Source organism: Anaerocolumna sedimenticola (genome assembly GCF_009931695.1).
GTDB classification, from domain to species: domain Bacteria; phylum Bacillota; class Clostridia; order Lachnospirales; family Lachnospiraceae; genus Anaerocolumna; species Anaerocolumna sedimenticola.
On sequence record NZ_CP048000.1, the window covers coordinates 431958 to 454291 of the forward strand.

The following is a 22334-nucleotide window of genomic DNA, read 5'->3' on the forward strand; positions in this document are numbered from 1 at the left end:
AAAGACTATTGACTTTACTGAATAAAAAACAATTTTGAAACTTCTTATTCGGTTCTATTACTGATGATCTAATGTGTAAAATAATTTATACAATTTCATATTAAGTATTTTTTGATTATTTTTCAAGTAGTAATTAACCAAATCTTCCGGTAATGTAATCTTCTGTCTTTTTATTCCTGGGTTTATTAAATATCTGTTCTGTTTCACCGTATTCTATCACTTCTCCTGTTAGAAAGAATGCGGTTTTATCCGAAATTCTGCCTGCCTGCTGCATATTATGGGTAACAATTATTATGGTATAAAACTTTTTTAATTCCGTAGCGAGATCTTCTATTTTTAAAGTAGATATTGGGTCCAGGGCTGAAGTCGGTTCATCCATTAAAATAACTTCCGGTTCGATGGCTAAAGTCCTGGCAATACAGATTCTCTGCTGCTGACCGCCGGAAACCGCCAGAGCACTTTTCTTTAATTTATCTTTTACTTCATCCCAGATAGCTGCCTGTCTGAGAGATTTTTCCACTATTTCATCCAGTGCATTTTTCTTACGGATTCCATGTATTCTGGGACCATAAGCAACATTATCATAAATACTCATTGGAAATGGATTTGGCTGTTGGAATACCATTCCAACTCTGGTTCTTAATTGGATTGCATCCATATCCTTATAAATGTCCACACCATCCATGGTAATATTACCGGTTATTTTTACCCCTTCAATTAAATCATTCATTCGGTTAATTGTTTTAAGAAAGGTAGATTTTCCACACCCGGAAGGTCCGATAAAAGCAGTAATTTTTCCTTTTGCTATATCCATATTTATATTTTTTAAGGCTTGGAAATTACCGTAAAATAAGTTTAAATCCGACACCGAAAATTTTGTTATATCATTCACCTTTTTTCCTCCTGTTAATTCCAATTTAATTCGTTCCTCTTTTCTTTAAGAAGACCCTGGTAATCATTTTGGAAGCAATATTCAATGCAATTATTAAAGCCAGTAATACAACTGCTATGGAACTGGCGGTGGACAAATCTGCCGTTTCTTTTATTAGCCAGTACATTTTGGTTGTGAGGGTTGCCGCACTGGCCTCACCACCCACAAGAGCCCCCGGAATCTGTGCAACTGTACCTGCCGTCCAGATTAATGCAGCCGATTCCCCCACAATTCTTCCTATACTTAAAATAATAGCAACCAGAATACCCGGCAGAGCACCCGGCAATATAATTCTGCTTATGGTTTGCAGTTTTGTGGCACCAAGCCCGAAAGAGGATTCCCGGTATGCCTTTGGTATTTCTTTTAACGCTTCTTCCGTAGTTGAAATAATTGTTGGCAGTAATAAAATACTTAATGTTAATGCACCTGCCAATACGGAATACTCCATTTTCGCTATTTGAACAAATAACAGCATACCGAACAAACCGTATATAATAGAAGGGATACCTGCCAGATTCTGAATGGCAAATCGGATCAAACTAAGAATTCTTCCCCGTTTCGCATATTCATTTAGGTATATGGCAGAACTGATTCCAATCGGTGCTGCGATAACTAATGACAACAGAATAATATATATGGTGGAAACCAGCATGGGAACGATACCCCCGCCCGGCCTTATAACTTTGATACGAACCGTTCCGGTTCCGTCTTTCATAGCCGTTGCTGCTTTCTCTGCCGTCATTTTTTCAATTTTTACATCGCTGTATTTTGTTATTATATCTTTTTCTTTTAAAGCATAAGCCTGTTTTTTCATGTTTACGGCTGATTTTACCGGTGAATTGCTGTCTATCCTTGCAATAATGATATTTTCTCCATCCTGGGCTAATGTAATACCAAGGGAGGGAACATATGCAGCATTATTATTCGTATTTGAACCTGTTTTTTGAGCCACATTCACAAAGGTTGTTTTGTCATCCCATTGCCTGGTCAGGAAACGTACATTAATACCCGGAAGACCTTTATATAGAATAAAACCGATTATTACAGCCAGAATCATAACGGTTAATAAGGTAGATAAATAGATTAACCCCTGTAAAATTCCATCTTTCAGTTTTCTGTCATTCCAATTTCTTTTTTCCATTTATTTTGCTCCTATTTCAGAATTAATTTCTTGATCCCTGTTCTCCCAGTTTACCGGTTAGTTTAATCAGGGTAATATTAATTACCATAATGAACAGGAAGAGAATTACTCCGGTTGCAAATAACATATCCTGATGTCTTCCCGACGCATAACCCATCTCCATTGCTATGTTAGTGGTTAACGGCCTGATTTTTGACCAGATACTGGTAGGAAGACCACCGATATTGTTACCTGCAATCATCATAACTGCCATGGTTTCGCCGATTGCCCTGCCGATACCTAAAACCGTTGCAGTAAGTATGCCGGAGCGGGCTGCCGGAACGACGGATTTAAATATGGTCTGTATTTTTGAAGCACCTAAACCATAGGACGCTTCCCGGTATGATTTTGGAACTGCCCTGATACTGGCTTCACTAAGTGAAATGATGGTGGGTAATACCATGATCGTTAATACACAGATAACGGCAAGCAAGGACTCTCCTTGTCCTGTCGGTGATACTTTGTTAATTAAGGGTACAATGATACCCAAACCGAAAGCTCCATAAATAACGGACGGAATACCAGCCAACAATTCGATAGCCGGTTTAATAAGTGCCACTAATCTTTTTGGGGCTAATTCAGCAATGAACACAGCTGTTAATAAACCAATGGGAACCCCGAGCACAATTGCACCCAGGGTTGCTAATACTGATCCGACTATCATATAAAATACACCATATATATCATGGCCGGGATCCCATTTTATTCCGGTTATAAACTTAAGGAAGCTGTATGCATCATCTCCAAAGAATGGTTTTAATCCTTTGGAGAACACAAAGACGATAATGGCGATAACGCTGAGTACACTTACTAAGGCACTTAAGAGAAATATTCCGTGGAAGACCTTCTCAGGGTATTCTTTTCGTTTGCTTATCTGATTTTCTTTGTATGCATTTTTTTTCATTAATCTACTCTTATGCCTCCGTGTTCTTCAACAAATCCCTGTCCTTCATCACTTAATGCAAAATCAAGGAAAGCCTGAATTGTTGGAGTTGCTTTATCTTCCATGTATATGAAGAGGAATGGTCTGGATAAAGGATATTCACCTGATTTTGCATTTTCCTCTGTGCCTTCCACACCGTTTACGTTAAGTCCTTTTACCGTTTGATCGATAAAGGAGAAAGAAACATAACCAATTGCATTTTCATTGCCGGCTACTGCGGTCTGTACGTTACCATTACCTTCAACAACTGTTGCATCTTCTACTAAACCGCCTGCATCTTCCAATTTAATTAATTCTTCAAATGCGGATCTTGTTCCTGAGGCACCTTCTCTGGATACAACAATGATATCTGCATCGTTACCGCCTACCTCTTTCCAGTTAGTTATCTGACCACTGTAAATTTTCGCTAAATCTTCGGTGGAGATATCTGTAATAGGATTTGCAGGATTTACTGCTACTGCAATACCGTCATGAGCAAAGGTTACTTCTTTTAAGCCATCAACTTCTTCTTCCGGTTTTAAGCTTCTTGAGGAAGCTCCGATGTCGTTAGCACCTGCTAAAGTATCAGATATTCCGGCAGAAGAACCGGTTCCGGTATAATTAATTGTTACATCCGGATTAAGAGCTGTAAATTCATCTATCATTGCAGTTAAGGGTTTTTCCACTGATGTAGAACCTGTAATGGTGATCGTTCCGGATAAGTCTTCAGCTGCTGGTGTTTCCGTAGATTCTGCTGTGTCTGTGGCTTCCGGTGTTGCTGTCACGTCTGATTCGTTCGTTGTCTCATTTGCAGGTTCCGTTGTATCTGTTGTTGCTCCGCCCTGTTTACTGCAACCGCTTAAAGCAGCTATCATAGCAATTGTTAAAACTGCAACCAATATTTTTTTATCTTTTTCATTCTCTTTCCTCCTGATATTTGGGTATCCCCCTAAGAATTTTTTGTTTTTTATTTATCTTACAAGATGTATTTTATACTCCGATTGTTATACATGTATTTTTATATTGTAAAGTCTTTGTAAACTTATCCTCTAACAAGATTATTCTGCCCTTTTAAATAATTTACATTCTAATTGTTATATGATAAAATATTAAAATAAGTTTTACTTGTAAATACAATAAAAACACGGTATCGGATTATATAGGAACAGGAGCGGAGTTAACAGATGAAAAGACAGGATTATTTAAAATGGGATGAATATTTTATGGGTATTGCAATTCTGTCTGCGGAACGCAGCAAAGACCCAAATACAAGCGTCGGTGCTTGTATTGTGAGCGAAGATAATAAAATTCTTTCCGTTGGATATAACGGAATGCCCATTGGTTGTTCTGATGATGAATTTCCTTGGGAAAGAGAAGGATCAACCTTAGAAACAAAATATGTTTATGTATGCCATGCAGAAATGAATGCAATCCTGAATTATACCGGAACTCATATGAAAGGTGCCAAATTGTATGTAACACTTTTCCCATGTAATGAATGTACGAAAGCACTGATTCAGAAAGGTATTTCAGAAATAATCTATTTATCTGATAAATATGCGGAGACAGACATTGTAAAAGCCTCTAAACGTATGTTAAATGCTGCAGGTATATCCTATCGAAGCTATACCCCTATTAACCGGGATGTGGTAATTTCTTTATAATCATATTGATATTTACATTCCCATGCAGGAATAGCTTTTACTTTATTGCTGCATGGGAATATGTATGTGTAAAGGTATATTTTATTTTTACTTCCTTAAGATTTCCAAATTCTTAAAATCACTTCATATTTAATTAAGATATTCGAAATGAAGATTAATTCTTTTCTCCTTGAAAATAGTCTCCATATATGAAAAAATAATAAAGTAATACAATATACAAATTTCATATGCTTAAGATAGAAAGGCAGGATCTGACTTGCTTACCAAAAAACAATATAACCGAAAAAAACGCAGAAAAAAATACCTAATGTTAATTACAGTAACTACAATGGCTATGGCAATTATCCTTACAGTAGTAATGATGTTGGTTACAGTTTTAAAAAATGCCAATATTAACCCAGCCACTGCATTAGGCTTCTCCCAGCCATCCAAAGTAATTAACAAACCGGAAATATCTGAGATGCTTCTAACACCCAATGAGTATTCCAGGCCGCAGACACCGTTAAATAAAGTAAACAGCATTGTTATACATTATACTGCTAACCCGGGTACCGGAGCTGAATCAAATCGTAATTATTTTGAGAACTTAAGAGTAAACAAAACTACTTCTGCCAGCAGCCATTTTGTTATTGGCCTGGAGGGAGAAATTATCCAATGTATTCCCTTAAATGAAATCTCCTTTGCCTCCAATGACCGTAATAATGATACGATTTCGATTGAATGCTGCCATCCGGATGAAACTGGTAAATTCAATGATAAGACTTATCAGTCCTTAATCGCCCTGGTTTCTTGGTTATGCTGTGAGTATAGTTTGGATAAGGATGATATTATCAGGCACTATGACGTATCCGGTAAATTATGTCCTTTATATTATGTAGAGCATGAAGATGCCTGGGAAGTACTAAAAAATGATATAATGGCTTATATTGATAAAAATGCGGTAGAAAATTAAAATACTTTTCTCACTTTACCGTTATAGAAAAAAGATGCATCCAAAACTTTCGATTGGATACATCTTTTTTATTTACTTCTTCTATTCTTCTACACTATAGTTCGGAGGCTTCTAAAAGAAGCTCCGATATTTACTTCTTCTATTCTTCTACACTATAGTTCGGAGCTTCTTTGGTTATATGAATGTCATGAGGATGACTTTCTTTAAGGGAAGCAGCTGATATTTTAACAAATTGACCGTTCTCTTTTAATGCTTCTACAGTAGCAGTTCCACAGTAACCCATACCGGATCTGAGTCCGCCGATTAACTGGAATACCGTATCTTCAACCGTACCTTTATATGCTACACGGCCTTCTACACCTTCCGGAACCAGTTTCTTTGCATTTGTCTGGAAATATCTGTCCTTACTTCCATTTTCCATTGCTGCAATAGAACCCATACCGCGGTATACTTTATATTTTCTTCCCTGGAATAGTTCAAATTCTCCGGGACTTTCATCACAACCTGCAAATATACTTCCCATCATACATACATTTGCTCCTGCTGCAATCGCCTTAGTCATATCTCCGGAATATTTAATTCCACCGTCAGCGATAATCGGGATACCATATTTTTTAGCTGCCTCATAAGAATTCATAATAGCTGTAACCTGTGGTACACCAATACCGGCAACTACTCTTGTAGTACAAATGGATCCAGGGCCAATACCGACTTTAACCGCACTGACACCGGCTTTAATCAAAGCTTCCGTAGCTTCACCGGTTGCTACATTACCGGCTATTATCTGTAGTTCTGGATAGGTTTCATGAACCATCTGAACTACTTTTAAAACATTGGCAGAATGTCCGTGGGCAGTGTCTACTACAATAGCATCTACTTTTGCATTTACTAATGCTTCTACACGTTCCAATATATTTGACGTTACACCAACCGCAGCAGCACATCTTAAACGTCCCTGAGAGTCTTTTGCAGAAAGGGGATATTTAATCTGCTTTTCGATATCTTTTATTGTTATAAGACCTTTTAAGTTACCCTTTTTATCAACAATGGGCAGCTTTTCTTTTCTAGCGGAAGCTAATATTTTTTTTGCCTCATCTAAGGTTATACCTTCCTCAGCAGTTATTAAACCTTCCGATGTCATACAGTCTTTAATTTTCCTAGAGAAATCTGTTTCAAACTTTAAGTCACGATTTGTAATAATACCAACCAGTTTTTTGCCTTCGGTAATAGGAACTCCTGAAATTCTGTATTTTGCCATTAATTCATTGGCATCATATAATGTATGTTCCGGTGATAAATAAAATGGATCTGTAATAACTCCATTCTCTGAACGTTTTACTTTATCTACCTCTTCTGCCTGTTTTGTTATAGGCATATTCTTGTGAATAACACCGATTCCACCTTGTCTGGCCATTGCAATTGCCATTCTGTGTTCAGTAACGGTATCCATACCTGCACTCATCATTGGAATATTCAACTTGATAGTTTTCGTTAAATAGGTAGATACATCAACTTCATTCGGTATTACTTCTGAATAAGCCGGTACCAGTAAGACGTCGTCAAAGGTAATTCCTTCACCGATAATAGTTCCCATCTTAAATATCCTCACTTTCTTTTATATTTTGCTTGTTTTCGAGTTTTTCGTTTATATATTAATAATTTTGTTGATTTTTAAAAGTATACCCAATTAAGGAAAGCTTGTCAATAACAAAAGTGTATTATCTTGTCTTTTCTTTAAATACACTTTTATGGGCAAGTCCGTCTCACGAGTACGTTTGTCTTTATTAATATTGCTGTTACCAAAACAACAGAAAGGCATTACTTTTTTTTAGGGCTGTTTAAAAATAGGAGAATGAAATGTATCTTTGCTAAACCGGTAAATAGACCGCGATCGAAACGATCAATCGTTCCTATTTTGCACAGTTCTTTGAAAAAATACTATTTCATTCTCCATATATGGATATTTATTATTTTTAATTTAAGATATCCCTTACACTTATGGTATAATTTATACTTTAGTATTGGGCAACTTTTCTTGGGCTTTTCAGCTTAATACAGTTAATCATTTTTTCATTAGGCTCAAATAGAATCTTGGTTGCCGTATCACCTTCCCTTAAAACAATGACATAAGGTTTTGACTCTTTACTTCTGGAACTGAAATCTTTTACTACGGTTTTTACATGTGTGTAACCGTCTAAAGCATGAGAACCTTCCGGAGCCATAATTTCTACCTGATCAAAATCAATCTTTAAAGCAGTCTTACGCTTTGCATTACCCATGATTTTATCGAAATCTAATTGTCCGTCACAAAATACATATTCGTATTCCACGCTAAGTCTTGGGAATATATAAATAATTGCTACAATTAATATTGCTGATACAAAAAGCAGTATGGAATTCTGAAACGTTAAGAAGAAAGCAATAACTGCAACAATAATTAATAAAAATCGCAATGCGTAACTTCCTGCAGTCTCTTTACGTTTTACCCCTGCTTCAGCATATAATTCATTCATTATCTTACCTCCTGCTATTTCATATAATAAAGACCCAATAAACTTATCCGTTCTAATGAGAACTTGTCTCTCTACGAAATATTATACTAAAAATTCCACTAAATATAAAGCCTTATACTTAAAATAATTCTAATATTTTTCTAAATTTTAATTTAGCGAAGCAAAAAACCTATCAACCTTATATTGATAGTTGATAGGTATGTAACTTTTTCATATTTTAGTTCGCTTGTTTATATAAATACTTATTAATTTACTTTCCTAAAAAACAGCAGAAATAGAAAAAGTTCCAAGAATTATCTTCTATTTCTTGGAACTTTTTCTACTTTATAATTAAATTGTTCTTTATCCTGGTTTTAATAACGGGATTACATCATTCCCATTCCGCCTGCTCCAGCCGGCATGGCAGGTTCATTGGATTTAATATTAGCTACAACAGATTCTGTTGTTAATAATGTAGATGCAACACTGGTTGCATTTTGAAGTGCACTTCTGGTAACTTTAGCAGGATCAAGAATACCGGAAGCAACCATATCAACATATTCTTCTTTTAATGCATCAAATCCGATTCCGGCTTTTTGTTCTTTTACTTTGCTGGTTACAACAGATCCCTCTAAACCTGCATTTGCAACGATGCAGTATAAAGGAGATTCTAACGCTTTTAGTATAATATTAGCACCTGTTTTTTCATCGCCTTCTAATTCAGCTGCTAATTTGGCAACTTCTTTGGAAGCATGAATGTAAGCAGATCCACCACCTGCAACAATACCTTCTTCAACAGCTGCTCTGGTAGCTGCAAGAGCGTCTTCCATACGAAGTTTCTTTTCTTTCATTTCTGTCTCTGTAGCAGCACCAACACGGATAACAGCTACGCCGCCAGCAAGTTTAGCAAGTCTTTCCTGTAATTTCTCTTTATCAAATTCAGAAGTAGTTTCTTCGATCTGAGCTCTGATCTGTGCAATTCTTGCATTAATTTCTTTTTTCTCACCTTCACCGTCCACGATGATAGTGTTTTCTTTCTGAACTTTAACGGATTTTGCACGTCCTAACTGATCCATAGTAACTTCTTTTAAATCTAATCCTAATTCATCAGAAATTACGGTACCGCCTGTTAAGATAGCGATATCCTGAAGCATAGCTTTTCTTCTGTCACCATAACCAGGAGCTTTAACAGCTACTACTGTAAATGTTCCTTTTAATTTATTTATAATTAATGTAGTTAAAGCTTCCCCTTCTACATCTTCTGCAATGATTAATAATCTTGCACCAGTCTGTACGATCTGCTCTAATACAGGAAGGATTTCCTGGATATTGGAGATTTTCTTATCTGTTATTAGGATGTAAGGATTGTCTAAGTTAGCTTCCATCTTATCCATATCAGTTGCCATGTATGCAGATACATATCCTCTGTCAAATTGCATACCTTCTACTAAATCCAATTCTGTTTTCATAGTTTTAGATTCTTCGATTGTAATAACACCGTCATTAGATACTTTTTCCATAGCATCGGCTACCATTTCACCAACAGCATCGTCTCCGGCAGAGATTGCTGCTACTCTTGCGATCTGTGCTTTACCGGTTAAAGTAGAACTCATTTTGCTGATAGCTTCAACTGCACAATCAGTTGCTTTTTGCATACCTTTTCTTAAGATGATAGGGTTAGCACCGGCAGCTAAATTCTTCATACCTTCATTAATCATAGCCTGAGCTAAAACGGTAGCCGTAGTTGTTCCATCACCTGCTACATCATTAGTTTTTGTAGCAACTTCTTTTACTAACTGTGCACCCATATTTTCAAATGCATCTTCCAATTCAATTTCTTTCGCAATGGTAACACCGTCATTAGTAATTAACGGAGCTCCAAAAGATTTATCTAATACAACATTTCTTCCTTTTGGTCCTAATGTAACTTTTACTGTATTTGCTAACTGATTAACACCAGACTCTAACGCTGCTCTGGCTTCTGCACCGTATTTTAATTCCTTTGCCATAATAATTGCCTCCTATAATGATATTTTTAGATCCTTAGTCTTCCACAACAGCTACAATATCGTTTTGTTTTACAACAATAAATTCTTCATCGCCTAATTTTACTTCTGTTCCGGCATATTTGGAATAAATGACTTTATCCCCTGCTTTCACATGCATAGTAACTTCTTTACCATCTACAACACCGCCAGGGCCAACTGCAATTACTTCAGCCTGCTGAGGTTTTTCCTTCGCCTGACCTGGTAAAACGATACCAGATTTTGTTGTTTCTTCAGCTACTAATTGCTTTAAAACTACTTTGTCTCCTAATGGTACTAACTTCATATCATTTTCCTCCTTATAAATAAATTATTTAAGATTAAAAGGCTTATGTTTAAAGACATCCCTAAGGGTAAGTCCCTTACTTATTATTAGCACTCGTCTAAGTTGAGTGCTAACTGATAAACTATATATTAGTAAATTTGCTTTTATTATGCAAATTTACTTCTGTTTAAAAAATAAGAGAAACAGCCTTTAATTTTAATTTTCCTAATTTATAGTCTCTTTATCTCTTTTTTTCTAACTTTTTTATTAAAAAAGCTAATATATTAATAACTAATTAAAACATACCCATAATTTATGGAATCATACTTGATTTAATGTAATTTTTTATTAATTTTCATACCTTAAATTTCATATGTTTAATGCCCTGAACCGCTTTCCTTAAGCCATTATTTTATTTACATTTCAACTTTAACTTCGTTCGTTTTGTTTTCCATTTCAGCTTTGCTCCATAACCAATTCCCGATCCGAAACCCCAAAAAGCAAGTACCTTCCAAACCATTGCTAAGCAGGAAATCCTATGCTATAATAAATGAAAAAAATAAAGGCGGAAAAACTGATAAAATCAGTAATTCTTGCAATGGGTGTTAAAATGAAGGAAAAGTTATATACCATACCAGTAAATGACGCATTTCAATCAGACAGTGAGTGCCCTATCTGTCTTATGAAAAAAACATTAGAAAATAATGCGATCGATTTTGTGATGGGGCCAAGTTATATGGAAGATGATGTCAGAGCAGAAACAGATAAAATCGGTTTCTGCAGTTTTCATATTGAAAAATTGTACGAAAACCAAAACCGGCTGGGTCTGGCTCTTATGCTTAAAACACATATGGATAAAACCATTAAAGATATAGAAAAATCTGTATCCGGAAGCAGTAAATTATCTTCTTCTTCCTTATTTAAAAGGAAAGTGGAAATATCCGGCGTTAAAACATATATTGATAACTTAGATAACTCCTGTTATATCTGTAATAAAATCAATAATACTTTTTTACGCTATATCGATACCATATTCTCACTCTATCAAAATGATGACCAATTCCGTAATAAATTTAAGGAATCCAAAGGTTTTTGTACTTCGCATTACGGACTTCTATACCAGGAAGCTCCAAATCACTTTAATGCCGATAAAACAGAGGAATTCAGGAAAACGCTAAATACAGTATATTTAGATAATATAAAACGTGTCCGGGATGATTTAGAATGGTTTATCGACAAATTTGACTATCGATATGTAAATGAACCTTGGAAAAATTCAAAAGATGCACTCCAAAGATCTATGGTTAAAACAAACAGCATAATACACGATAGCCTATTGGCCAAACAAAAGGAATAAAGAAAGAGCCAGCCCTTTGAATGAATAAATTATCCTATTTCATAAAGGGTCAGGCTCTGATTTCTGTGTAAGCAATGAGAGCAGTCCTCGGGTCTGGCTTGAAAGATTGTACCCGCGCCCGTAAAGTCGGAAAACCCGCGAAGACTGTTTCTTCCGGTTTTTAACTTATCAAATCAGATTAATTCTGTTTTAACAGTTCTTTTAATTCTCTTGCTTTTGTTTTTATTCTTTCATTGGCATCTCTGGCTGTAAGTACTTTAGATATCCATCTGCTGGACTCTTCGTATTTTCCTACTCTTCTGGCTAATTCTGCAACTAAATAAGTCATTGTATTTTCATCCATTCCACACATTGGGAACATTTCTTTTGAAAAAGCCTCCAGGAAGCCATCATAAGCATTGGTCAAAAACTCAAGCTCTTCTTTCTGAAGTTGTTCAACCTGTGCTTTCACCTCTGTTTTGTTACTTTCTGCCTGCATACTCTCTGCTTTCCCGCGCAGCAGCCAAGCTGTTTTTAAACAGGTATAAGCACGTTCGCTTAACTTACTTTTTTTAACAATCGTATTAACAAGAGCAAGTTTATGTCTTGCAATGGCATCATCATAAGATAGCACTTCTCCCTCGGTATTTATTCCTTTAAAAGAAGCAGAAATCTGTTCCTTTATCAGTTTTGCCTGGGCAGATGTCATATAATTAAAAAATCGGTTTAATGCAGAATATCCGCAATGCGGGCATACAATTGCATCATATTTAAGGGAATCCACAAGCTGATACTTCGGTCTTAGATCCGTATCGGCTGAGATAAGTTTCACTTTACCGGTTTTTACTGTTTTAGCTTTAAACTCTTTGTCGCATACCGGACAAGTGTAACTTTTATCAAATATTAAGTCTGCTTCCACTATTTTCTTTTCTTCTGCTTCCGCTCCGTCACCGGGCTTTTTATTACTTTTATCATCTGCTCCATATACTTCCAAATTAGACATCTTACCAAGTCCAAAGGCTTCCAGTCCTGAAAATAAATTAGCCATTCTTCTTCCTCCTTTATTCGGGTTTGTAGGAACTCTTAAGTGATACAATCCTGTTAAATACCAATTGCCCCGGTTTTGAATCTTTCGAATCAACACAGAAGTAACCATGTCTTAAAAATTGATAACTGTCATAAGCTTTTGCACCTTCAACACTTGGTTCTATATAACACTCTTTTAAAACAGTAATGGAATTTGGATTCAAATTAAGGCTGCCGTCTTCATTGTAAACACCTTTTTCTTCATCCACTATATTTTCATATAAACGAACTTCCGCTTTTACTGCAGCCTGCGCAGATACCCAATGAATTGTACCTTTTACTTTACGTCCTGTAAAACCGCTTCCGCTTTTCGTTTCAGGATCATAGGTACAGTGGATTTCGGTGACCTTACCGTTTTCATCCGTAATATAATCCGTACAGGTAACAAAATAAGCATGCATTAAACGGACTTCATTTCCCGGATATAAACGGAAATATTTCTTTGGCGGTTCAATCATAAAGTCCTGTCTGTCAATATACAATTCACGGCCAAATGGTACTTTTCTAAGTCCCATATCGTCATTTTCCTGATTGTTTGGTACATCTGCATATTCTATCTGATTTTCCGGATAGTTGGTTATTACTAATTTAACCGGGTCTAATACTGCCATTACCCTGGATTTTTTTAATTTGAGATCTTCTCTGATACAATACTCAAGCATAGAGTAGTCAACAGAACTTTGGCTTTTGGATACACCGCATAATTCCATAAACGTCTTTATGGATTCCGGGGTAAAACCTCTTCTGCGTAAGGCACTGATGGAAACTAATCTGGGATCATCCCAGCCGTCTACGATTCCCTCTTCCACTAATTTCTTAATATATCTTTTACCGGTAATTACATTGGTTAAATACATTTTAGCGAATTCAATCTGCTTGGGAGGATTCACATATTCCAATTCTTTTACTACCCAATCATATAACGGCCTGTGGTCTTCAAATTCCAAAGTACAAATGGAATGGGTTATTCCCTCTATGGCATCTTCTATCGGATGCGCAAAGTCATACATGGGGTAAATGCACCATTTATCACCGGTATTGTGGTGTGTCATCCTTGCAATACGGTAAATGATGGGATCTCTCATATTAATATTCGGAGAAGCCATATCAATTTTAGCACGTAATACCTTAGATCCATCCGGATATTCCCCATTTTTCATTCCCTCAAATAATACCAGGTTTTCTTCCATGGTTCTATCCCTGTAAGGGCTGTTTTTACCGGGTTCTGTTAAAGTACCACGGTACTCTCGGATTTCATCCGGGGTAAGCTCGCACACATAAGCTTTTCCCTTTTTTATCAGCTTGATTGCACCCTCATACATCTGTTCAAAATAATCAGATGCGAAAAACAATCTGTCTTCAAAATCACCGCCGATCCATTTAACATCGGCAATAATAGATTCTACAAACTCTGTTTTCTCTTTGGTTGGATTGGTATCATCAAATCTTAAATTAAATTTACCGCCATATTTTTTCGCTAATCCGTAATTAAGTAAAATAGATTTAGCATGTCCAATATGAAGATATCCGTTAGGCTCCGGTGGGAATCTGGTCATAACAGTGGTGCAATTCCCCTCTTTTAAGTCCTTTTCAATCATTTGCTCTATAAAATTTTTAGAAGTGGATTCTTTATCCGACTGCAAATCCGTATCATTCTTTGTATTTGAATTAATATCTAGCCCAATGCCTTCCTTATCCATGGCAGTTCCTCCTTAAAGCAGTATATTTTCATAAACTATATAATACCACAATTGTATTTATTAGTCAAAGTAAGTAAACAATATATTGTTAATATGAAATATAATACAAAATGCAGCCTGTTATACATTTCTATCTGTTAATTCTATCCCGTGGGGCAAAAATACTATGAAATATTGATAAAAAAACAGAAGAAATGCCCTTTCAGATTATTTTTGGAAAGGCAATGAAATTTAATTAATTATTATAAAAAATATGTTCGCCCAGAATAATATGATCAGGGTATTTTTCTTCCAGGCGGCTGCTGTCACCACTGAAATACAAGTAATCCCCAATATTATTTTCACCCTCTAAAGCAGCTTTTGCTGCTTTAATAGACTCTTCCATATTATTCTTCTCGGACTCATTTTGATATTTCTTTGAATCGTATAAATCTAAAGCTTTACCTAAGGGGCTTGTTCCTTTATCATCTTTTATGATCACACTGAACTGTACTCCCCATTTTGAATCGTAGATTACTTCTTTCACTGTGTTTGCATGGGAGAATATATCACTTTTCACACGGTTTAAAACTACATTAGCCACTGCTAATTTACCTTTATATGACTGGTAACCTGCTTCCGAATAAATAAGACAGGATAATAAACGTAACTCTGAGTCAGTATATTTTTTTTCTTTTTTTACCTGTGTTTTTACCTTTTTAGCCGCTTTTAAATCATCTTTAGCAGCAACGGTTTCTGCTGCATAAGTTTTTATAGAAGTTGCTCCGATGCTGAAAATGATTAATGTCAGCATACACAATACTAATTTGCTTATTTTCATACCAACACCCCTGCATATCACAAGTCTGCCTGCGATACTGCCCAAATAAAATGTAAAATGTCCTTTATTTCAGACGTTACCGTCTTTAACCACTTATTAAACTTTGTTAAGATTTGATATCGTGTGGTAACAAACTATTAACAATTACTTAATAAGTATAACATAATTTCTGGTAAATTCAAAGCGTTTTGTCATATGTCATAGTTGTACTGCTTTTCTTATTTTACATTTTACTCCTTTTTTGAGGGTTTTATTAAGCATTTTTTACATTATACTATTCATATTTTAGTGTATTTTATACAAGCAAATTATTGATTCATTTATTACTTGATTCAATCTGTTAATATTTATATAAAAAATCTGTTAACTTTTACCTGAAAATAAATAGTAGCATATATTACTATACTTTCATCTATATTCGGTTTATTATTTGCTCCAGAGCTTTTAATAATTGTTTCATTTCTTCATCGGTACCTATGGTGATACGGAGATAATTATTTATTCCTGGTTTGTTAAAGTACCTGACAAAAATATTTTCCTCCCTTAGTGCGTTAAATATTTCTGCTGCAGGAATGAATTTATGGGAAGCAAAGATAAAATTGGTTTTAGAATCGGGGAAAGAAAATTCTAATTTCTTCAGTTCTTCTTTCACCCACTCCCTGGTTGTAATTATTTTTTCCAGAGTTTCCTTAAAATATGTTTCATCTTTGACCGCTTCCACACCATAATATAATGAAGTCTGATTCATGGTATAAGAATTATAGGAATATTTTACATCATTAATCGCTTTGATCAGCGCCGGATTCCCCATTGCATAACCGATTCTCATCCCTGCCATGGAACGGGATTTGGAGAAAGTCTGAACGACTAAAAGGTTATCAAATTCTTTAATCAATTCCAGGGAACTTTTACCGCCAAAGTCAATATATGCTTCATCTACGATAACGATGGATTCCTGGTTATGTTCTACTATATCACGTATAAAATTCACGTCTTCATATATAGAAGTCGGAGCGTTGGGATTGGCTATAACGATTCCGCCGTTTTCTCTATAATAATCTTCTTTTTTAATTCTAAAATCAACATCCAGAGCCGGCCGCACATATGGAATACGGAATAAATCCGCCCAGACATCATAAAAAGAATATGTTATATCGGGAAACAAAATGGGTTTATCCGAATTAAAAAATGTCATAAATGCCATAGCTAATACATCATCCGAACCCACACCTACAAAAACCTGGTTTTCTTCCAGTTTATAATAATCAGCAAGCGCCTTTACCAAGAGATTGGAAGTTGGATCCGGATATAACTTTAAACGCTCCATTTGGAATTCCCTTATTGCTTTTTGTACACCCAGAGCCGGAGGATATGGATTTTCATTCGTATTCAGTTTTATCATATTTGGCGAATCAGGTTGTTCTCCCGGTGTATACGGGACAATCTTCCTGATATTATTTTCCCAAGCTTTCATAATATTCTCCATTCATGTATTTGTTTTTACGGCTCACTTGTATTACTCAGCATATCTTAAAATATACGCTTATAAACCACCGGCCCAAACTTGTGATTGTAATAAATCTGTTTATTTATTTAAATACTCTTCTGCTAACTTCTTAAATCCACTTAAGGATCCTTCAATTGTTTTATAATCCACACAATAAGCGATACGGCAATAACCGGGGCATCCAAAGGAGGATCCGGGAACAATGAGAATATTATGTTTTTTCGCTGCTGCGGCAAACGCTTTATCATCCTCTTCCAAAGCTTTTACAAACAGATAAAATGCTCCCTCCGGTTTTACACAGGTATAACCGTAATCAATTAAACTGTTATATAATAACTCCCGGTTGCGGTTATAGACGGATATGTCTACTTCCGAATCCAGACATTTCGCTACGACACGCTGTATAAGAGAAGGTGCGTTTACAAATCCTAAAATCCTGGTCGCTACATTGGCTGCAGCAGTAATATCTGAAAAATCATCCACTTCCCCAGGAATCACCAGATAACCGATTCTCTCGCCGGGCAGGGATAAAGATTTACTGTAAGAATAACCGACAATCGTATTCTTATAATAGTTTGTAAGATAAGGAACTTCTATACCGTCGTAAACCAATTCCCTGTATGGTTCATCGGAAATCAGATAGATTGAGGTATTTAATTCGGTCTGCTTTTTATTTAAGATATCCGCTAAAGCGGTTATGGTTTCTTCCGAATATACTACTCCTGTAGGATTATTAGGTGTATTGATAATAACTGCTTTTGTTTTTGCGGTTATTTTCTTTTCAAATTCAGACAGATTTGGCTGGAAATTAACCGTATTCGGGCTGACAATTACCAGTTCTCCGTCAAAGTTGCTTACGTAATTACGGTATTCACCGAAAAAGGGGGCAAAGGTAATTACTTCGTCCCCAGGGTTAAGTAACGTTTTTAGGATTACATTAAGACCGCCGGCAGCACCGACCGTCATAATTATATTTTCTTCCCCCAATGAGGTATTGAATTTCTTATTAATCGATTGGGCAATTGCTCTTCTGACATCTTCGTAACCGGAATTATTCATATAGCCGTGGACTAAATTAGCACTTTCCTCACTGATCGTCTCTATAACCGCATTTTTTACTGCCTTAGGAGGTTCCACGCTGGGATTTCCCAGACTGAAATCATATACATTTTCAGCACCGTAAATAGAAGCAAGTCTTTTTCCTTCTTCAAACATAGCCCGGATAACCGAACTGTTTTGTACTAATCCAATCATCTTATTTGATATCATAACAGCATCCTCTTTTCTTATTTGTATCATCTAATTTTGATTAGTATAGCACAGTAACGTACTAAATTGCAAGACTTCTCTGAATTTTATTGGGGTATTTGTAAAGGGGGAGGTGGGTGCCGTAGAATATTTACACAACCGCCATACGTTCACAGACAATTTTAGGCTAAGTATTGCTAGATTAGCATAGTATATAATCAGTTTGCAAATTATGGTGGTTTTATTATTTTTTTATAGTATAATTTTAATGAATTGATTGAATAATAAAAATTTTGATTTGTATCGTATATAGAAACTGGTCTTCAACTATGAATTAAATAATTACTAAGGATGTTATAATGAATCATACTATTTATAGGAAATCAACCATACAAGATCTTGAAAAGGTCAGCCATCAAATCCAAGTCAGCTATAAAGCCGCTTATAACGGACTTATGGATGAACAGTATCTTTCCTCCTTGCAAAAAGATTACTGGGTTCCAATATTACAAGAGGCTGTCTCCGCAGGAAGTGTTTGTATAGTTGCACAAAACCAAGATGAAATTATAGGCAGTGTTGTTTTTGGCAGAACGACAACGGAACCGGACACAGACACAGCCGAATTGTTTTCTATTTATTTATTGCCGGAGTATGTTGGATGCGGTATCGGTCAAAAACTGTATTCCGAGGCAGAAAAAAGGATGGTTGAGCAAGGGTTTAAGATTTGTTTTCTGGAGGTGCTGTCTGAGAACACACGGGCCATCAGGTTTTATCTAACGCATGGTTTCAAGGAAATAAAAAAATTTACTGTGACAGAAAACGGAATGATATTGAATTGTTTAGCCATGAAAAAAGACCTGCAAATATAAATCTGATAAAATTTAAACTTTAAGGCTAATAAAAAGTTACCGAGTTCTATCAGATAAGCTGAGGTATGTAATGTATATACATTATATACCTCAGCTTATCTGATAGAACCCATAGTATTCTGATTATTTCTGAAACCGGATGTCCAGATAATTCTTAACAATCTGAACCCCTTTATCAAACCCTAATTGCTGGCTGTTTAAACATAGATCATAATTTTTGGCGTCTTCCCAATTACGTCCGGTATAATATTTATAATATTCCGCACGGCGTTTATCCGTTGCCACTACTTTCTTCTCTAATTCCTTCCCAGGCAGGCTGAACATATCGGTAAGCCTTTTCACGCAATCTTCCAAAGAAGCATGAACGAAAATCTTTACTACATTATTCATATCTTTTAGGATATAATCCGCACATCTTCCCACAATAACACAGGATTCCTGTTCTGCAAGCTGCCTTATCACCTTAGCCTGGTAATTAAACAGGTTATCATTTGAAACAAAATCTTCACGGTCAGGGGGAATTAATTGGCCTTTATATTCTTTTCTTGCGATACGGTATAAAAGACTTTGTTTTAACTGTTCATCCGCTCTTCCAAACAGTTCTTCATTAATCCCGCTTTCATCCGATGCAAGACGTAACAGTTCCCTGTCATAAAAATGAATTCCCAATTCCTCCGCAAGCATTTTACCCATCGTTTTACCGCCGCTGCCGTAACCTCTTGCGATTGTAATTACATAGTGCTCCATTGTAACCCTCCTTAACTCATATCTGTGTGTGTTAACACACATAAAATTCAGGATTATTCACCCAAATAAGCTTTCTTAACAGAATCATTGTTCATAAGTTCTTTTGCATCACCCTCTAAAACAATTTTTCCGGTCTCTAAAACATATGCACGATTGGCAATGGATAATGCTTTTTTTGCATTTTGTTCAACAAGTAAAACAGTAGTACCGCTTTCACTGATTTCTTTTATAATATCAAAAATTTCAGAAACAAAGAGCGGTGATAATCCCATTGAGGGTTCATCCATTAAAATAATTCTGGGATGGGACATTAAAGCACGTCCCATAGCAAGCATCTGCTGTTCACCGCCGCTTAAGGTACCTGCAATTTGATTCTTACGTTCATTTAAACGTGGAAAACGTTTATATACTTTTTCAATTGTATCTTCAATTTCCTTTTTATCTTTTCTTGTATAAGCGCCCATTTTTAAATTCTCAAGTACGGTTAATTCCGCAAATATTCTTCTTCCTTCCGGTACATGGGCCATACCTAAAGAAACAATACTATGAGCAGGAATTTTAGTTAAATCATTACCTTCAAACTGTATACTTCCGGATTTGGCGGCTATCAGACCGGTTATGGTATGAAGAATCGTAGTTTTACCCGCACCATTTGCACCGATTAGGGCAATTACTTCTCCTTCCTTAACTTCAAAAGAGATTCCTTTAATCGCCTGTATAATTCCATAATAGACCTCAAGGTCTTTAATTGTTAACATTGCCATGGAAAATCCTCCATTTCTTTCCCTATTATTATTCGCCAAGATATGCTGTGATTACCTCAGGATTATTCAAAACTTCTTCCGGAGTCCCTGCTGCAAGCTCCGTACCAAAATTTAAAACCAGTAATTTTTCACAAATTCCTGTTACCAATTTCATATCATGTTCAATTAATAAAATGGTTATTTGATAGTGGTCTCTGACCAAGCGGATGGTTTCCATTAATTCTGCCGTTTCATTGGGATTCATACCGGCGGCCGGTTCATCTAATAATAATAGTTTGGGATTGGTTGCCAACCCTCTGGCTATCTCTAATTTTCTCTGTTTACCATATGGTAAGTTACTTGCCAGGTAATCTGCCTGGCCATCCAAATCGAATACCTTTAAGATTTCCATAGCTTTTTCATTCATCTCTTTTTCTGCCTTAAAATAACCGGGCAGTCTGATAAAGCTGGTTACAAGGGGATATTTCATCTGATTATGAAGAGCTGTTTTAACATTATCCAAAACACTCATTTTTTTAAATAAACGGATATTTTGAAACGTTCTTGCAATTCCAGCCTGACATATTTCAGACGGGGATTTACCAACAATATTAACTCCATCAATTTTAATGGTTCCATCCGTCGGGCGGTATACACCGGTCAAAAGATTAAAGATTGTGGTTTTACCTGCCCCATTGGGTCCTATTAATCCATAAAGCTGACCCTTATCTATATTAAGATTTACATTATCAACTGCTCTAAGGCCTCCAAAGGAGATTCCTAAATTCTTAACTTCCAATAAAGCCATATTATCCACCCTCTTTTCTTATTTCCCTTTACTGGCAAGTAAAGGAATCTTTGGCAATTTACCGCTCTCTTCCAATCTGGCACGAAAACCGGAGGAATTAAACAGCATCATTGCAATTAATACGACAGCATATAATAACATTCTAAAATCATCGGCTGCACGAAGCATTTCAGGTAATATGGTTAATATTACTGCTGCAATAACAGAACCACGGATACTTCCCATTCCGCCAAGTACAACAATAACAAGAATTTCTATCGATTTATTATAATCAAAATCACCGGGTTTTACGATACTTAGATGATGGCCGTACAATACTCCAGCCACACCGGCAAAAAATGCTGCAATAACAAAAGCCATAATTTTATAACGGCTTACTTTAATACCGATGGATTCTGCAGCGATATAATTATCACGTATGGCTTTGATCGCTCTTCCATATCTGGAATTAACCAGGTTAGTAATACATAACAGAGTTATTATCATAATTACATAGGCCCAGGTATAATTAGAATACCGGGGAATCTGCTTTAAACCCATAGCACCCCCCGTTATTCCCATAAAATTAACGAGAGAACGTATAATTTCACCAAATCCAAGAGTTACGATTGCTAGGTAATCCCCTTTTAGTCGTAATACCGGTACACCGATAAGAACACCAAAAATAGCAGCCACCACACCGCCTAAGATAATTCCGATTAAAAATTCTACTGCTTCCGGCATATTAGCATGAAGAGTAAAAATAGCTCCGGTATAAGCTCCGATTGCCATAAACCCGGCATGACCCAAGGAAAGTTCTCCTAAGAAACCTGTTGTTAAGTTTAAGGAAACCGCTAATATAATGTTAATACCCATAGGAACCAATAAGGACTTAGCCTGACGGTTTAAAATACCGCCATCCACTAAAATAACGCAAGCGATATATACTGCTATAATAACCGCTAATGTAATTATGTTTTTCTTATTTATTAGATTATTTCTATTTCGAATATTTCCCTTAATTCCTTTATTCATATTCC

General features: G+C 36.0%; 21 protein-coding genes. 4 read left to right on the plus strand and 17 right to left on the minus strand.

What is annotated here, in order from left to right; all coding sequences use genetic code 11:
• Nucleotides 1-133 precede the first annotated feature (133 nt).
• The 4 genes from pstB to Ana3638_RS01795 are packed head-to-tail and all read right to left on the minus strand — an operon-like array spanning nucleotide 134 to nucleotide 3932.
• Nucleotides 134-892 (minus strand): phosphate ABC transporter ATP-binding protein PstB, encoded by a 759-nt coding sequence (pstB, locus tag Ana3638_RS01780; RefSeq protein ID WP_161836482.1) that lies wholly within the window; start codon nucleotides 890-892, stop codon nucleotides 134-136.
• Nucleotides 893-917: 25 nt separating this feature from the next.
• Nucleotides 918-2072 (minus strand): phosphate ABC transporter permease PstA, encoded by a 1155-nt coding sequence (gene pstA, locus Ana3638_RS01785; protein ID WP_161836484.1) that lies wholly within the window; start codon nucleotides 2070-2072, stop codon nucleotides 918-920.
• Nucleotides 2073-2094: 22 nt separating this feature from the next.
• Nucleotides 2095-3015 (minus strand): phosphate ABC transporter permease subunit PstC, encoded by a 921-nt coding sequence (pstC, locus tag Ana3638_RS01790; RefSeq protein WP_161836486.1) that lies wholly within the window; start codon nucleotides 3013-3015, stop codon nucleotides 2095-2097.
• Nucleotides 3015-3932, minus strand: coding sequence for a phosphate ABC transporter substrate-binding protein (locus Ana3638_RS01795; protein WP_246240700.1), 918 nt, complete (start codon nucleotides 3930-3932; stop codon nucleotides 3015-3017). Before Ana3638_RS01795 ends, pstC begins: the two co-directional genes overlap by 1 nt.
• Before the next feature lie 285 nt (nucleotides 3933-4217).
• On the opposite strand from Ana3638_RS01795, the gene Ana3638_RS01800 reads away from it, so the two are divergent.
• Nucleotides 4218-4697 (plus strand): deoxycytidylate deaminase, encoded by a 480-nt coding sequence (locus Ana3638_RS01800; RefSeq protein ID WP_161836488.1) that lies wholly within the window; start codon nucleotides 4218-4220, stop codon nucleotides 4695-4697.
• Between the two features lie 307 nt (nucleotides 4698-5004).
• Nucleotides 5005-5649 (plus strand): peptidoglycan recognition protein family protein, encoded by a 645-nt coding sequence (locus tag Ana3638_RS01805; RefSeq protein WP_161840401.1) that lies wholly within the window; start codon nucleotides 5005-5007, stop codon nucleotides 5647-5649.
• Nucleotides 5650-5788: 139 nt separating this feature from the next.
• Here the strand turns inward: Ana3638_RS01805 and guaB are convergent, their stop codons facing one another.
• The 4 genes from guaB to Ana3638_RS01825 form a co-directional block, all read right to left on the minus strand.
• Nucleotides 5789-7243: an IMP dehydrogenase gene (gene guaB, locus Ana3638_RS01810; RefSeq protein WP_161836490.1), complete on the minus strand. Its 1455-nt coding sequence runs from the start codon at nucleotides 7241-7243 to the stop codon at nucleotides 5789-5791.
• 421 nt (nucleotides 7244-7664) lie between these two features.
• Entirely contained in the window at nucleotides 7665-8162 is a 498-nt protein-coding gene (locus Ana3638_RS01815) for a DUF6106 family protein (RefSeq protein ID WP_161836492.1), read from the minus strand.
• Between the two features lie 365 nt (nucleotides 8163-8527).
• Complete coding sequence (groL, locus tag Ana3638_RS01820) at nucleotides 8528-10150, minus strand: chaperonin GroEL (protein ID WP_161836494.1); 1623 nt, start codon at nucleotides 10148-10150, stop codon at nucleotides 8528-8530.
• A gap of 34 nt (nucleotides 10151-10184) precedes the next feature.
• Entirely contained in the window at nucleotides 10185-10472 is a 288-nt protein-coding gene (locus Ana3638_RS01825) for a co-chaperone GroES (RefSeq protein ID WP_161836496.1), read from the minus strand.
• Nucleotides 10473-11061: 589 nt separating this feature from the next.
• Between Ana3638_RS01825 and Ana3638_RS01830 the strand changes: the two genes are divergently transcribed.
• The gene (locus tag Ana3638_RS01830; RefSeq protein WP_161836498.1) at nucleotides 11062-11808 is read left to right on the plus strand and encodes a DUF6062 family protein; all 747 of its coding nucleotides are present in this window, start codon (nucleotides 11062-11064) and stop codon (nucleotides 11806-11808) included.
• A 178-nt stretch (nucleotides 11809-11986) separates the two neighbouring features.
• On the opposite strand, the gene Ana3638_RS01835 is transcribed toward Ana3638_RS01830, so the two are convergent.
• From Ana3638_RS01835 to Ana3638_RS01855, 5 genes are all read right to left on the minus strand, one after another.
• On the minus strand, nucleotides 11987-12835 hold the full coding sequence (locus tag Ana3638_RS01835) for a DUF2225 domain-containing protein (protein ID WP_161836500.1): 849 nt from the start codon (nucleotides 12833-12835) through the stop codon (nucleotides 11987-11989).
• A gap of 13 nt (nucleotides 12836-12848) precedes the next feature.
• Nucleotides 12849-14573, minus strand: a complete 1725-nt coding sequence (locus Ana3638_RS01840; RefSeq protein ID WP_161836502.1) for a glutamine--tRNA ligase/YqeY domain fusion protein — start codon at nucleotides 14571-14573, stop codon at nucleotides 12849-12851.
• A gap of 235 nt (nucleotides 14574-14808) precedes the next feature.
• Nucleotides 14809-15393, minus strand: a complete 585-nt coding sequence (locus Ana3638_RS01845; RefSeq protein WP_161836504.1) for a cell wall hydrolase — start codon at nucleotides 15391-15393, stop codon at nucleotides 14809-14811.
• A gap of 412 nt (nucleotides 15394-15805) precedes the next feature.
• Nucleotides 15806-16867, minus strand: a complete 1062-nt coding sequence (hisC, locus tag Ana3638_RS01850; protein ID WP_161836506.1) for a histidinol-phosphate transaminase — start codon at nucleotides 16865-16867, stop codon at nucleotides 15806-15808.
• A gap of 111 nt (nucleotides 16868-16978) precedes the next feature.
• A complete protein-coding gene (locus Ana3638_RS01855) occupies nucleotides 16979-18169 on the minus strand; it encodes a pyridoxal phosphate-dependent aminotransferase (protein WP_161836508.1) in 1191 nt (396 codons plus the stop codon).
• 338 nt (nucleotides 18170-18507) lie between these two features.
• Between Ana3638_RS01855 and Ana3638_RS01860 the strand changes: the two genes are divergently transcribed.
• Nucleotides 18508-19017 (plus strand): GNAT family N-acetyltransferase, encoded by a 510-nt coding sequence (locus tag Ana3638_RS01860; protein ID WP_161836510.1) that lies wholly within the window; start codon nucleotides 18508-18510, stop codon nucleotides 19015-19017.
• A gap of 123 nt (nucleotides 19018-19140) precedes the next feature.
• On the opposite strand, the gene Ana3638_RS01865 is transcribed toward Ana3638_RS01860, so the two are convergent.
• From Ana3638_RS01865 to Ana3638_RS01880, 4 genes are read right to left on the minus strand one after another with little or no spacing between them, the layout of a single operon-like run.
• Nucleotides 19141-19764, minus strand: a complete 624-nt coding sequence (locus tag Ana3638_RS01865) for a cytidylate kinase-like family protein (RefSeq protein WP_161836512.1) — start codon at nucleotides 19762-19764, stop codon at nucleotides 19141-19143.
• 53 nt (nucleotides 19765-19817) lie between these two features.
• A complete protein-coding gene (locus Ana3638_RS01870; protein WP_161836514.1) occupies nucleotides 19818-20528 on the minus strand; it encodes an ABC transporter ATP-binding protein in 711 nt (236 codons plus the stop codon).
• A 28-nt stretch (nucleotides 20529-20556) separates the two neighbouring features.
• Nucleotides 20557-21315, minus strand: a complete 759-nt coding sequence (locus Ana3638_RS01875) for an ABC transporter ATP-binding protein (RefSeq protein WP_161836516.1) — start codon at nucleotides 21313-21315, stop codon at nucleotides 20557-20559.
• 18 nt (nucleotides 21316-21333) lie between these two features.
• Nucleotides 21334-22329, minus strand: coding sequence for a branched-chain amino acid ABC transporter permease (locus Ana3638_RS01880; protein ID WP_161836518.1), 996 nt, complete (start codon nucleotides 22327-22329; stop codon nucleotides 21334-21336).
• Nucleotides 22330-22334: the final 5 nt, after the last annotated feature.

Coding starts and splice junctions, on each gene's coding strand:
- groL (WP_161836494.1), bottom strand. CDS start 10,150: ATGGCAAAGGAATTAAAATACGGTGCAGAAGCCAGAGCAGCGTTAGAG.
- Ana3638_RS01845 (WP_161836504.1), bottom strand. CDS start 15,393: ATGAAAATAAGCAAATTAGTATTGTGTATGCTGACATTAATCATTTTC.
- guaB (WP_161836490.1), bottom strand. CDS start 7,243: ATGGGAACTATTATCGGTGAAGGAATTACCTTTGACGACGTCTTACTG.
- Ana3638_RS01860 (WP_161836510.1), top strand. CDS start 18,508: ATGAATCATACTATTTATAGGAAATCAACCATACAAGATCTTGAAAAG.
- Ana3638_RS01880 (WP_161836518.1), bottom strand. CDS start 22,329: ATGAATAAAGGAATTAAGGGAAATATTCGAAATAGAAATAATCTAATA.
- Ana3638_RS01855 (WP_161836508.1), bottom strand. CDS start 18,169: ATGATATCAAATAAGATGATTGGATTAGTACAAAACAGTTCGGTTATC.
- Ana3638_RS01840 (WP_161836502.1), bottom strand. CDS start 14,573: ATGGATAAGGAAGGCATTGGGCTAGATATTAATTCAAATACAAAGAAT.
- Ana3638_RS01865 (WP_161836512.1), bottom strand. CDS start 19,764: ATGGAGCACTATGTAATTACAATCGCAAGAGGTTACGGCAGCGGCGGT.
- Ana3638_RS01830 (WP_161836498.1), top strand. CDS start 11,062: ATGAAGGAAAAGTTATATACCATACCAGTAAATGACGCATTTCAATCA.
- hisC (WP_161836506.1), bottom strand. CDS start 16,867: ATGAAAGCTTGGGAAAATAATATCAGGAAGATTGTCCCGTATACACCG.
- Ana3638_RS01805 (WP_161840401.1), top strand. CDS start 5,005: ATGTTAATTACAGTAACTACAATGGCTATGGCAATTATCCTTACAGTA.
- Ana3638_RS01815 (WP_161836492.1), bottom strand. CDS start 8,162: ATGAATGAATTATATGCTGAAGCAGGGGTAAAACGTAAAGAGACTGCA.
- pstC (WP_161836486.1), bottom strand. CDS start 3,015: ATGAAAAAAAATGCATACAAAGAAAATCAGATAAGCAAACGAAAAGAA.
- pstA (WP_161836484.1), bottom strand. CDS start 2,072: ATGGAAAAAAGAAATTGGAATGACAGAAAACTGAAAGATGGAATTTTA.
- Ana3638_RS01875 (WP_161836516.1), bottom strand. CDS start 21,315: ATGGCTTTATTGGAAGTTAAGAATTTAGGAATCTCCTTTGGAGGCCTT.
- Ana3638_RS01800 (WP_161836488.1), top strand. CDS start 4,218: ATGAAAAGACAGGATTATTTAAAATGGGATGAATATTTTATGGGTATT.
- Ana3638_RS01870 (WP_161836514.1), bottom strand. CDS start 20,528: ATGGCAATGTTAACAATTAAAGACCTTGAGGTCTATTATGGAATTATA.
- Ana3638_RS01825 (WP_161836496.1), bottom strand. CDS start 10,472: ATGAAGTTAGTACCATTAGGAGACAAAGTAGTTTTAAAGCAATTAGTA.
- Ana3638_RS01835 (WP_161836500.1), bottom strand. CDS start 12,835: ATGGCTAATTTATTTTCAGGACTGGAAGCCTTTGGACTTGGTAAGATG.